Raw genomic sequence first — 13,073 nt, forward strand, 5'->3', positions numbered from 1 at the left:
CCATTGCACCGTTGCAGCGTGCCGTCATACACTCGTCACAAACATGAATTCCCGATGACTGAATGAGTCGGTCTCGGATGAGGAGCTAGGCAAGCGCATGACGCACGTTGCAACACGGAACACCTTGCAGTCCCGACTTCTTCTTCTGCCGCTGCTTTCCCTGCCGATGACATTGGCAACTGCGGCAAACACCCTCGAAACCGTTCAAGTCACCGCCAAACGCCCTGCTGGAGGTGGCGGTGTAGGTGGTTTTGGATTTGGCGGCGGCAGTGGTGTCCACCTGTCCGAGTCTCAAATGGACAATGGCGGCGGCGGCGGTGCAATTCCGACCGAAACCGCGAAGGAGCAGCCGACCGATGACAAAGAGAAGGACTGCAATGGTCGTAAGGGCAATCCCGTCGTGCTCTACAGCGGCAACAAGGTCGAGCCGGAACTCGATTTCGCCAGCCAGGGCGAAATGGGCCTGTTCCTGCAGCGCAACTACCATCATTACTGGAGCGCGACCGGTCTGTTCGGCAATCACTGGCTGAGCAACTTCGACTATTCGCTCGCGTTCACCGATGCAAACCAGCTGGCGTGGGTACAACGGCCCGACGGTCGCCGCATCAAGTATCTCAAGGATCCAGCCAGCGGCCGCTGGTACGAGGACAAGGCCCAGCCCATCGCGTATCTCGCCGCGAACGGAGACGGCACGTTCACGCTTCGAAACGAAAACAACGGGACGGAAATCTACAACGCCGAGGGCTACATCACCCGGCTCAGCAATGAGCAAGGTGTGAGCTGGACGTTCTCCTATACCGATCGCTACCTGCAGAAGGTCACCCACTCCTCGGGACGCAGTATCAGCTTTGGCTGGACCAATGGACAGGTCTCCCAGGTGACCGACCCGGCCGGCAACATCTACCGCTACACCTATACCCCCAACGTGTTCGGGAATGGGCGTGGGCGGCTCGCCAGCACGACATTGCCAGGCGCTCCTGCAACGACGATCAGCTACCACTACGAAGACGGCCGCTTCCCGGGTGCCCTGACCGGCAAGTCCTTTGACGGCGTGCGCTATTCCACGTTTGCCTACGACGCGGAGCGGCGCGCCATCAGCACCGAGCACAATGGCGGCATCGAACGATTCCGCTTCAACTACGCCGTGCGCAGCACCGAACCGGTGCTTCCGCCCCCCGCCCCGGCTCGACCGGGCGGTGTCCGCGCCGACGAAGAGCGTGGATGGTGCGAGCAGCGCCCCGGAGGCTCACGCATCTGCTACCAGCCGCGCTCGCTGCCTGTCGATTCGCTGCCGATGGAGAGCGCTCTCGGCATGACCGCCGCCGCTGCGCCGAGCCTTACGCGGCCCGTCGATATCGATGTCACTGTGATCAACCCTCTTGGCCGCAGCACCACCTACACGTTCAAGGACGGAAAGATGGTGTCGACCAAGGGTGATCCGTCGCCGAACTGCCCTGCCAGCTACAAGGAGCAGAGCTACGACGCCAATGGGTACCCTGATCTGGTCCATGATTTCCAGGACAATCTGACCAACTTCGACTACAGCGCACAGGGCTACCTGCTGAAGCGGGTGGAAGCGGTCGGCAGCACGGCCGAACGTACGACGTTGCAGGAGTGGGATACCGCGCGTAACCGGCTGCTCAAGACAACGGTGGTGGGTGATCTTGAAGTCGCCTACACCTATGACGATCGCGGAAACGTGGCCAGCGTGACTGAGCGCAATCTGACGGCACGTGGGGTGCCCAGCCAGACGCGGGTAACCCGCACCACCTATAGCTATCACGCCAATGGATTGAAGGCCTCGATCAACATCGATGGCCCGCTTCCGCAGGATGACGTCACCTCGACCTTCAACAACCAGGGCGATCTGACCAGCACCACCAACGCTCTCGGTCATACGATCAGCTATTCCAACTTCAACGGCTTGGGATTGCCGGGACGTATCGTCAATGCGAACGGTGGTGTGCGGGAGCTGACGTATGACGGTCGTGGCCGCGTTGTGTCCGACAGAACCAGCTCGGGAACCGGCTGGGCGACCACAGCCATTGGCTACACCTCCGCAGGCGACATCGCCTCGCTCACCCAGCCCGATGGCGTGACGGTACGCTACGGCTACGATGCAGGACGCCGCCTGACGCATGAAGTCCGCTCGCTGGGAGACGGTACGTGGGCGTGGACCCGTCATAGCTACAACAACGCTTCCAACCGCACGCGTACCGAGGTTTCACAGACCGACTATCCGATCGATACGGCAGTCAAGGGAATGATTGACGAAATCACCCATGACGGGCAGTGGAACTGGTTCGCTCGAGGCTGGGCCTGCTCCACCGGATCGGCCGGATCCATCCAGGTGGATGGCTACGCCGAAGGCAACGTCTACCTGGGAAGCACCCAGGCAAACCTCGCCAGCGAGCCAGGGGTTGCTGCCGCCTGCCAAACCTCAGGCAATGGCTATAGATACCAGCTGCCGATATCGCTGGCCCAGAGGCAGCAGCTGGGTGGCCGCAAGTTCTCCATCTACGGTGTATCTCCGAAGGGAGCACAGCACAACCAAGCGCTGGGCAACTCCGGCAACTTCGCCATTCCCACGGCAACGATCATCGGAGACGTCGCAGGGGTTACGAACGACGCGAACTGGAACTTCTCCGTACAAGGATGGGCATGCTCCGTGGGCGTCAACGCGGCCACCACCGTACACATCTATGCGGGAGGGCCGGCAGGCGCTGGTACGTATCTTGGGAGCGTTACCGGCACGCTGGTTCCGAACGACGACGTAAAGGCCGCATGCCAATCGCAAGGGGCGTACTGGTTTGGCTTCACGTTGGATTCCAATATGCGCAACGCACATGGCGGAAAGCCCATCTACGTCCACGGCATCTCGCCCTCGGGCCAGGCTCATCTGCTGCTCAATCGCTCGGGTACGTTCACAGTTCCCGCGGTAGTGCGCAACGCCGAAGTCGTTGGCGCGTCAGCCTATCCGTACCAGATCTTCAATGGCGGCTCCTCAACATTGATCTTCGAGTTCCGCAACACAAGCAATGTGGTCTGGAATCCAGGCGATACCTACCTCGCGTTCGGCCTCAATCAGCCCAACGAGAACATCGCACTCTCTGCGCCGGTGCCACCCGGTGGCGTGGCCAGGTTCAGCCGCAGCGTGGGGCCGAATAATCCGGGCAGCGGGAATCGAACGTTCTCGTACGTGGCGAGAATGGCGTCCGGCGGCGTTGCCTGGGGCGCGGAAGCAAAGGTCTTCCTGTCTGTTGAGAACAACAAGGGAAGTTGCGGTCGCGTCGTCTGCGAACGCCCTCGGTAAGAAAGGACTATCCATATGCCAGCACTGACGCTTGCCCTGATCGGGCTGAACGCTGTTGTCTCCGTCAATACATATGAGTACGACGAGCTGGGTCGCGTGATTGTCGAGCGCGGAAACGGCGTACAGAACGTGCGTTATGCCTATGACGCGGAGGGACGCGTCACCCAGGTCACCGACTCGCAGAATCGGGTTACCCGCATGAGCTACGACGCTCGCGGTCGCTTGATCCAATCAATCGATGCTGCTGGAGGGAAGACGCAGATTGCGTACGATCATGCAGATCGTCCAATCCGAGTGAGCGATCCCCGCAATCTGGTCACCACCTATGAGTTTGATGGCTTCGGCCAGATGTGGAAACAGGTGAGTCCGGATACGGGAACGACACAGCACCAGTACGATGCTGCAGGTCTGCGGACATCGACGACGCGGGCCGATGGCAGCGTCGTCTCCTTCGGCTACGACGGTCTGGGACGAATGACTTCTGCGAGCGCAGAAGGCCGAACAATGGGTTATAGCTACGATTGGTGCGGCAACGGTAAGGGTCAGATGTGCGGCACTTCAGGGCCCGGAACCGCCACCCATTTTGCCTATACACCGAACGGTCAGCTGCAGATACGGCGCGACTTCACCGATCTGTCTGGTCAGAAGACGGACTACAGCACCACCTATGGATACGACGGCATCAATCGCCTGAGCCAGATCACCTATCCCAACGGTGACAAGGCGACCTACACATATGGCTCCCAAGGAAAACCAAGTGCGTTGACGGCGACGGTCGACGGGACTCAGCGTTCAATCATTTCCCAGGCCAACTGGAAGGTCACGGGAGCGCATGAGTGGCTGGCCTACGGCAACGGGCTTGCCCGGGGCTACAACCACGATCAGGAGGGGCGGCTGACCGCAATGTCGGTCTGGGGACCCAATGGCAGCAAGGTCAGCTATTGGGACTATCAGTACAGCGGCGATGGCGAAATCACCGCCATTGTCGACGCTGTCGACCCGAACATGACGCAGTTGATCGGCTACGACGCGTTGAGTCGTATGACCAAGCTGACCCGCTTCGGTGTCATCAACAATCTTTCCTACGATGCCGGCGGCAATCACGACCGCTATCAGGCAGGAAATCAGCTGACCCAATACAGCATCGACCCGGGGAGCAACCGGGTGCTGAACTACACCAACCAGGACGGCAGCCGTCAGTACCAGTACGACGCATTGGGAAATCGTATCAGCGAGACCGCAGGCAGCCGGATCAGCACCTACGAATACGACACCTTCAATCGCATGAGCCGCAGCAACATCGGTGGCACTGCGACTGACTATGTGCTCAATGCGCAGGGGCAGCGCGTTGCGAAGGTCAACAAGAACATCAACAGCCGCTACTTCTACGCTGGCCAGAACCAGCTCATGACCGAGCTGAACAATGGCGTGTGGACCAACTATTTCTGGTTCGAAGGTGAACTGGTGGGTTTGGTTCGCAGCGGGCAGCACAATTATGTGCATACCGATCATCTTGGACGCCCGGAGTTCGTCACCAGCCCGAGCCAGCAGACCGTCTGGAAGGCGTACAACTATGCGTACGGCCGCAGCGTCCAGAAGGATGAGATCGGAGGGTTGAACATTGGCTTCCCGGGCCAGTACTACGATGTGGAAAGCGGACTCTGGTACAACGGCTTCCGCGACTATGACGCGAGCATCGGCCGGTATGTGCAGAGTGATCCGATTGGATTGGCAGGAGGAACCAACACCTACGCATATGTTGGTGGCAATCCCATGAGCAATGTCGATCCTCTGGGGCTTATCGCATATGCATGTACCAAATCAGGAAATAATGTTGGCATCGCTTTGCCAATCAATTTCCAGAATGGAAGCAATGCTCAGGCGGCTGCGATGGCCAGTGCAATCGAAAAGGCATGGACTGGGAGATTCGGGAAATACCAGGTCACGACGGTTGTCATGCAAATGGACAAGTACGATCCTGTCAGAACCAATGCCGTGTCGATTCGCCAGGGCGATCATGAGTCTTGGGTAAATCGGGTGTGGATGAATGAGGGCGTATGGTACCTGCCTGGACAGTGGGGCGCAGCCACCTTCGCTCATGAAGCAGGGCATCTGATGGGATTGCCTGACTACGGAACCGGAATCATGGGCAGAGTGATTAACATGAACTCCGTCAATGAAAAAAACATAGAAGACGTATTGAAGGCGGGCAATGAGGCAATTATCAAAGGGTGTGGGTGCAAATAGGACCGCCATACTGTGCTGTTTAGTCGCTTACATGATGCTGGGCTGCCACGCTAAGGAGCTGGCCCCCATAAGTAAGCGATTCAACGTATGCGCAGAGGTTCAATCTGGCATGCGCTTTCAATCCGACGCTCCTGGGCCTGACTTTGAAACCGGGGTGTTCGTAGACGGGAAGCGCCGTATTGACGTACTGATTGGTGGACATCCCGGCTTCACAATCGGCGAGCGCCGCCGTGGAGAGTACGCCAAAGGCGAGTTTACGCTGATTGCAGTGCACGATGGACCAGAAGGTCAGAGTGCGCTGTTCGCGATGGCAACTGGACAGCCCCAGGGGCCACTTTTTGTTCGCCTAACGGCGAATGGCAGTGCTCAAAGGCCCAACGAGTTCAGAGATGGATTTATTAGGAAGTGCCGGTCAGACGGGAACAATCAACATTAGACGCTGCCAATTCCCATATTTCTATACAGAGTGGAGCACAGCATCAGGCTACTGAGGGAGTGGCCATGCAGTGCCGGAGACGAATGCGGGTTGGGACGATGTGTCCTCGATTCGAAAGGCTGCTTCGAATCGAGGACACATCATTCGATCTACAGTGCACATGTCGATGCAAGGAAATCTTTGTCGAGAAGGCCAAGTGTATGGCAAGGCTGGGTCTCCAATCCCAGGCTATCCCTTGTCCCTCCCAATAGTCGGGTGAATCAGTCTACGCCCAGCAAATTTTCCGTGCTCTGGACATGTTGAGGTTGGAAATCAAATTCCTGAGGTCTCATTTACGGCGTCTGGACGAAGATGAATTTTTCTCCAGAGGTGAGGGCGCAAGGTGTAGCTCCCGTCCAAGGATCTCTCAGCAGGAGCATTGTTTCCATGGGTCGGTCGGCTGTGGATGAGGCCAGCGTAAGAGAGCTGATTTCGATGTTTCGACACCATGGAATAGACATGCGCAAGTTGCGCGAGCTAGAGACGAAAGAGTTCAGCATCATGGATGCGAAGCATATCCGCCTACTGGTTCAAGTCGATGTTTCCGGATCCATGAGCGCATGAAATGAAGATCATCTACTGGCTGGGCATCGCGTTCCTGTGGATGCTCCCATTGAACTTTCTTCTACTGACGGTGGCCAAATTGCTGTCAGCGGATCCGCTAGGCAGCGAAGAGCTCGTCGGCCTCGGCACGGCCGTATTTGGTGGGGCAGCGGGAGGGATCCTGTATCGACGTCGTCCTCGCAAGCGCCCCGGTCCGTCGAGCATCAATGATCCGGTGCTCGGTGCAAAGACGGCTGAAGCCTTGCGGGATTCAAGTAGCGGCGAACAACGGCAGTCGGAGAATGGGCAATGAAAAAGGTACCGTTGCGCCATCTGCTCCTGTGCGCTGTCATTGCGGCCCTGATAGGCGGTACCTATCTTTCAATGTTTGGATCCATCGGAGATGGCGATTGGACCGGAAAGCCAACAGAAGCAGAACTGCGCGCTGCTACCGAGACCTTTGAACTTCCTTCAGGGGTCCATCCCACGAACGTGAAGTTCTTACCGAAGGTCACGTTCATGGGGGCCGTCTTCGACGCCGAACTCGAATCTGATCCAGAGCAGATCGCTGCCTTCTTCATCAAACAAGCCGCAGAGAAGCGGTGGCGACTGCAGAAAGACAAACGGCAGCGCCATTACCGATTGATGGTCTTCTGCGAGGAACGCCTGGCGCGCTCGGTAGAGCTGACGACAAGAGGCAGTACGTTGAAGCTCTATGGAGGAACCTACTGGGATTCGGACAGGGACGGCGACTACTATTGCTCTACTGACGCCCGGTAATCCACCGACGGCATAGCGAACTCAACTGGATACTGGCTCCAATCGGGAGGAGTACGATGACCTCACCCTCCCCCAAACAACTTCTGCGCACTCTGGAACAGGATCCAGCTGGTCGCGATGAACTTGTCGCCGCCATGCGGCCGATTGCCACGGTGGGTATGAGTGAACGCAGTCGGCGCGATCAACAGGCTGCCGGTGCGCGGCGCGATCTTCCGCCCCTGGAACAGGAACTCGGTTTCGCCCTCTTCGAAGTCGTCGTTGAGGTACAGCGTCCACAGCACGTGCCGGTGCAGGGTCTCGGCCTGCGCATCCTTTGGGTACAGCTCACAGTGCCAGTAGGGATAGCCGCCCTCGCCTGCCGCATACCACTGCAGGTTGATTGCACCTGGGCGCAGGCAGGTGCGGGCCAGATCGGCCAGCTGCTGCTGCGGCATGTCGGGGAAGTCCTCGGCAGACAGGCGTCGCGGTTGGCCGTTGCTGTCCTGGATCTGCAACATCAGCGGCGCAATCAACGCCTGTGGATAACGGCGTAGATAAGTCAGCAGGCCATTGAACACCGCGATCTGCAGCTGCTGATCGACATCCTGCCAACCATCCAGCCCACTGATGCGCAGATCCTTGCTGTGCTTGAGTTCCGGGAACACGCCACTGCCTACGGCACCGGGTTGCAGGCCACGCGTGGCGCGCAGGCGCTCAACGATCGCCGCGCAGACCTCGCTGGGGACGGCGTTGTGGATGACTTCGATGAAATCGACCGGGCCCTGCTCGTGCATGCGTGCATTCCTTAGGCGGCAATGGCTTGATGGTGCCGTTTGCCGCCCTCGGTGTCACCCTACGGTCATGTCATCGTTCTGCCATTACCGTTGTCGGGAGACTTGCATCAGCCCTGCGCGTCGTCGTGCGCGTGGTGGTAGCGCACGGCCTCGGCCACTTCCTCGCGCGAGCCGAGGAACACCGGCACGCGCTGGTGCAGTTGGTCGGGCTGGATGTCGAGGATGCGCTCGCGACCGGTCCAGGCAGCGCCACCGGCCTGCTCGACCAGCAGGCCCATCGGGTTGGCTTCGTACATCAGGCGCAGCTTGCCGGCCTTGGACGGATCCTTCTTGTCCCACGGATAGATGAAGATGCCGCCGCGGGTCAGGATGCGGTGCACGTCGGCGACCATGCTGGCGATCCAGCGCATGTTGAAGTTCTTGCCGCGCGCGCCTTCCTTGCCCGCCAGCAGATCACCGACATAGGCCTGCATCGGCGCTTCCCAGTGACGCTGGTTGGACATGTTGATGGCGAATTCCTGGGTGGCCGCCGGAATCTGCATGTTCTCGGTGGTCAGCACGAACTCGCCCTTCTCGCGGTCCAGGGTGAAGGCATGGGTACCGTGGCCGACGGTCAGCACCAGCTGGGTGCTGGGCCCGTAGATGCAGTAGCCGGCGGCAATCTGCTTGCTGCCCGGCTGCAGGAAGGCGTCATCGCCCGGCAGTTCGACGTTGGTCGGGCAGCGCAGCACCGAGAAGATGGTGCCGACGGAGACGTTGACGTCGATGTTGGAGCTGCCATCGAGGGGATCGAACAGCAGCAGGAAGTCACCACGCGGATAGATGTCCGGCACCGGCTGGCTGTGGTCCATTTCTTCCGAAGCACAAGCGGCGAGATGGCCGCCCCAGGCGTTGGCTTCGAGCAGGATCTCGTTGCTGATCACATCCAGCTTCTTCTGCGCTTCGCCCTGCACGTTGCCGGTACCGGCGTCGCCGAGCACGCCACCGAGGGCGCCCTTGCTGACGGCGATGGAGATGCTGGTGCAGGCGCGGGCGACGACCGCGATCAGCTGGCGCAGGTCGGCATTGATGCGGCCGGCGTGCTGTTCCTGGATCAGGAAGCGGGTCAACGAAGTACGGGACATGAGCGGGCAGGTCTCGGCAGCGGGAAAACGCCTATTGTCGCCCGTCTGGCGGGGGCGTGCGTGAGCGCGGGAAGGCGTAATCGTTTCCAGATGCGTTGCGCTCGTGGCGCCCTCCTTCATGGGGGCTCGATCGGCGCATCCATGCGCCTCACGGTCCTGGCCACGGTGTTCCTCGCCCTGCGCTTCAGGGTTCGCCGCGAGCGCGGAGAGTGTGGCAAAGGCAAAGCAGGAGCAAAAACAAAGGCGCCCTTCGGCGCCTTTGTTCTCAAACCAGTGCAGTGTTGCTTCAGCCCTTGGCAACGGTGGCCACGGCCTTGGCGACGTATTCCAGGTTGTTCTGGTTCAGCGCGGCCACGCAGATGCGGCCGGTGCCGACGGCGTAGATGCCGAACTCGTCGCGCAGGCGTTCGACCTGCTCACGGCTCAGGCCGGAGTAGGAGAACATGCCGGCCTGCTCGTTGATGAAGCCGAACTGCGGGGCACCGGCAGCGGCCAGCTTCTCGACCAGGCCGTGGCGCAGGGCGTGGATGCGCTCGCGCATCTCGGTCAGCTCCTGCTCCCACATCGCACGCAGTTCCGGGTTGGTCAGCACGCCGGCCACCAGCGCAGCACCGTGGGTGGACGGGCTGGAGTAGATGGTGCGGATCACGCGCTTGACCTGCGACTGCACGGCCTTGGCGTCAGCGGCGGTCGGCGCCACCATCGACAGCGCACCCACGCGCTCGCCATACAGCGAGAACGACTTGGAGTACGAGTTGGCGACGATGAAGCTGTCGATGCCGGCTTCGGCGATGATGCGCACGGCGGCGCCGTCCTGCTCGATGCCCTTGTCGAAGCCCTGGTAGGCCATGTCGATGAAGGGGAACAGCTGCCTTTCCTTCAGCAGCTGCGCGACCTGCTTCCACTGGGTGACCGTGAGGTCGGCGCCGGTGGGGTTGTGGCAGCAGGCATGCAGCAGCACCACGGTGCCGGCTTCCAGCTTGCCCAGGTCGGCCAGCAGGCCGTCGAAGTTGACGCCGTGGGTGGTCGGGTCGAAGTAGGTGTAATCCACCACCTCGAAGCCGGCCGCGCTGAACACGGCGCGGTGGTTTTCCCAGCTCGGGTTGCTCAGCGCAACGGTGGCGTGCGGCAGCAGCTTCTTCAGCACGTCGGCGCCGACGCGCAGCGCACCGCTGCCACCGACGGTCTGTGCGGTGGTGACGCGGCCGGCGGCCAGCAGCGGCGAGTCCTTGCCGAACACCAGCTCGCGCGTGGCCTGCGTGTACGCCGGCAGGCCATCGATCGGCAGGTAGCCGCGCGGTTTGGCTTCAGCGGCGAGCTGCTGCTCGATCTGCTTGACGGCGCGCAGCAGCGGAATGCGGCCGCTCTCGTCGTAGTAGATGCCCACACCCAGGTTGACCTTGGTCGGGCGGCTGTCGGCGTTGTACGCCTCGGTCAGGCCCAGGATCGGGTCGCCTGGGACCAGTTCCACGTTTGCAAAGAAGGACACGGCGGTACTCGTTCGGTAGACGGAAAGGGGGAGGAATTGCGCCACGCGGTCTGCGGCTTTTCGGCCGGAAACAGCCCATCGTAACAAAGCCTGCCGGGGCTGGCCGCCGCCATCGTCATCCGCGGCCCCGTACCATGGCGTGCGTTGCCGCCCGATCCATCAACCTGAATCATGAATCCTGCCGCACGACGCCGTTGCCTGCCGCTGTCCGTCCTGCTGCTGTCGCCCTGGGCGGCCATGGCCGAGCCTGCGCCCACCGCCCTGCCTGCGGTGCAGGTACAGGCCGCGCGGGTGCCGGGTATCGACCCGTTCGCGCTGCCGGCCAGCCTGGACACCGTCTGGATCGACGCCAGCCGCGCGGGCACCGGCGCGCAGCTGTCCGAGGCGCTGGCCGGCGTACCGGGACTAGTGGCGCGCGACCGGCAGAACTTCGCCCAGGATACGCAGCTGTCGATCCGTGGCTTCGGTGCGCGCTCGACCTTCGGTGTGCGCGGGGTGCGGGTGCTGATCGACGGGGTGCCGGCGACCATGCCCGATGGCCAGGGCCAGCTGTCGCACGCCAGCTTGTTGGGCGCCGAACGCATCGAGGTGCTGCGCGGGCCGTTCTCGGCGCTGTACGGCAATTCCTCCGGCGGCGTGCTGCAGGTCTGGAGCGCACAGGGCCAGGCCGGCGACCCGTGGCGGCTGCGCGTGAACGCCGGCGCCGACAACACGCTCAGTGTCGGCGCGCAACTGAAGGGTGCCGGCCAAGCGCTGGACTACAACATCGCCGCCAATCACTTCCGCACCGATGGCTGGCGGGACCATAGCCGCGCGCGCCGTGAATCGCTCAACGCACGTATTGGTGGTGATCTGGGCGGTGGACGGCTCGAGCTGCTGCTCAACGCGCTCGATGCCCCCGATGCGCAGGATCCGCTGGGCCTGAGCCGTTCCCAGGTGGCGGCCGATCCGCGCCAGGCCACGGCAGTGGCTCACCAGTACAACACCCGCAAATCGGTGCACCAGCAGCAGGCTGGGTTGCGTTGGACCCGGGAAACCGACACCCAGCGCTGGCAGCTGATGGGCTATGCCGGGCAGCGTGAGGTCACCCAGTACCTGCCGATTCCGCCGACCGCACAGGCCAACCCGTTGCATGCGGGCGGCGTGATCGATCTGGACGCGGGCTACGGCGGACTGGACGCGCGCTGGGGCTGGCACGGCGACCTCGCCGGCCGACCGTTGGACCTGGTGGCCGGGCTCAGTGCGGACCGCCAGCGCCAGCACCGCACCGGCTACGAGAACTTCATCGGCAGCACCTTGGGCGTGCGTGGGCGCCTGCGTCGTGACCAGATCGACGTCGTGCAGAACGTGGACCAGTTCGCCCAGGCCTGGTGGCAGTGGAGCCCGCGCTGGTCGTTGCTGGCTGGGCTGCGCCACAGCGCCGTGCGATTCGAATCGAATGACCGCTACATCACCGGGCGCAATCCGGACGACAGCGGCCACCGTTGCTATCAGGCAACCACGCCGGTGGCAGGTGTGAGCTTCGAGGCCAGCCCGCAGTGGCGGCTGCACGCCGCCGTGGGCCGGGGCTTTGAGACGCCTACCTTCAATGAGCTGGGTTATCGCGCCGACGGCCAGGCGGGATTGGCACTGGATCTGGCGGCCGCGCGCAGCCGCAATCTGGAGATAGGCAGCAAGTGGCACGCACAGGACGGAATCCAGCTTGATATCAGCCTGTTCCGCGCAGATACCGACGATGAGCTGGCAGTTGCGAGCAACTCTGGTGGGCGCAGCACCTATCGCAACATCGGCCGCACCCGCCGCCAGGGTGTGGAACTTCAGTACCGACAGCCGCTGGCCGAGCAGCTGGAACTGCAGCTGGCATGGACATGGCTGCAGGCGCAGGTGCGCTCGCCGTACCTGACCTCGAACAGCGTGGTCGCCGCGGGCAGCCGCCTGCCAGGTGTGCCGCGCCAACAGGCCTTCGCCAGGCTGCAGTGGACCCCCGCCGACTGGCAATGGGCGCTGGAGGCGTCCGCCAGTAGCGATACCGTGGTCAACGACGTGGCGACCGAACGTGCGCCCGGCTTTGCCCTGCTGCACCTGGAAGGCGGGCGTCGCTGGAACCTGCCGGGTGGCGAGCTGCGGGCCTTCGCACGGTTGGAGAACGTGCTGGACCAGGCCTACATCGGCTCGGTGATCGTCAATGACGGCAATGGCCGCTTCTACGAGCCGGGACCCGGACGGCGGGCCAATGTCGGCCTGCAGTGGTCGTGGCGCTGAAGTGGTAGTGCCGGCCGCTGGCCGGCATCGCGCCGTGCAGGACGTCAGGAGGTTGCCGGCCAGCGGC

Annotated in this window: 8 protein-coding genes; 5 read left to right on the forward strand and 3 right to left on the reverse strand. The window is 61.9% G+C overall.

Going from position 1 to position 13,073, the window contains the following annotated elements; genetic code table 11:
- The first annotated feature begins 97 nt into the window (after positions 1–97).
- The 4 genes from ACZK5G_RS00090 to ACZK5G_RS00105 all read left to right on the forward strand — a co-directional run bounded on the left by ACZK5G_RS00090 (position 98) and on the right by ACZK5G_RS00105 (position 7,358).
- A complete protein-coding gene (locus ACZK5G_RS00090; protein WP_478464897.1) occupies positions 98–3,313 on the forward strand; it encodes a DUF6531 domain-containing protein in 3,216 nt (1,071 codons plus the stop codon).
- Positions 3,314–3,328: 15 nt separating this feature from the next.
- Positions 3,329–5,560: an RHS repeat-associated core domain-containing protein gene (locus tag ACZK5G_RS00095; protein ID WP_478464899.1), complete on the forward strand. Its 2,232-nt coding sequence runs from the start codon at positions 3,329–3,331 to the stop codon at positions 5,558–5,560.
- Between the two features lie 1,040 nt (positions 5,561–6,600).
- The gene (locus tag ACZK5G_RS00100) at positions 6,601–6,891 is read left to right on the forward strand and encodes a hypothetical protein (RefSeq protein ID WP_049399015.1); all 291 of its coding nucleotides are present in this window, start codon (positions 6,601–6,603) and stop codon (positions 6,889–6,891) included.
- Positions 6,888–7,358, forward strand: coding sequence for a hypothetical protein (locus tag ACZK5G_RS00105; protein ID WP_478464900.1), 471 nt, complete (start codon positions 6,888–6,890; stop codon positions 7,356–7,358). The genes ACZK5G_RS00100 and ACZK5G_RS00105 overlap by 4 nt, the downstream gene beginning before the upstream one ends.
- A gap of 62 nt (positions 7,359–7,420) precedes the next feature.
- Here ACZK5G_RS00105 and ACZK5G_RS00110 read toward each other — a convergent pair whose 3' ends face one another.
- The 3 genes from ACZK5G_RS00110 to ACZK5G_RS00120 form a co-directional block, all read right to left on the reverse strand.
- Complete coding sequence (locus ACZK5G_RS00110; RefSeq protein ID WP_121504967.1) at positions 7,421–8,131, reverse strand: 2OG-Fe(II) oxygenase; 711 nt, start codon at positions 8,129–8,131, stop codon at positions 7,421–7,423.
- 107 nt (positions 8,132–8,238) lie between these two features.
- The gene (locus tag ACZK5G_RS00115) at positions 8,239–9,255 is read right to left on the reverse strand and encodes a class 1 fructose-bisphosphatase (RefSeq protein ID WP_014035428.1); all 1,017 of its coding nucleotides are present in this window, start codon (positions 9,253–9,255) and stop codon (positions 8,239–8,241) included.
- 286 nt (positions 9,256–9,541) lie between these two features.
- Complete coding sequence (locus ACZK5G_RS00120; RefSeq protein WP_478464901.1) at positions 9,542–10,744, reverse strand: amino acid aminotransferase; 1,203 nt, start codon at positions 10,742–10,744, stop codon at positions 9,542–9,544.
- Positions 10,745–10,915: 171 nt separating this feature from the next.
- Here ACZK5G_RS00120 and ACZK5G_RS00125 point away from each other — a divergent pair, with 171 nt between their 5' ends.
- Positions 10,916–13,006 (forward strand): TonB-dependent receptor family protein, encoded by a 2,091-nt coding sequence (locus ACZK5G_RS00125; protein WP_478464903.1) that lies wholly within the window; start codon positions 10,916–10,918, stop codon positions 13,004–13,006.
- Positions 13,007–13,073: the final 67 nt, after the last annotated feature.

The sequence above is a fragment of the Stenotrophomonas sp. 62841_Sma genome, from assembly GCF_056482945.1.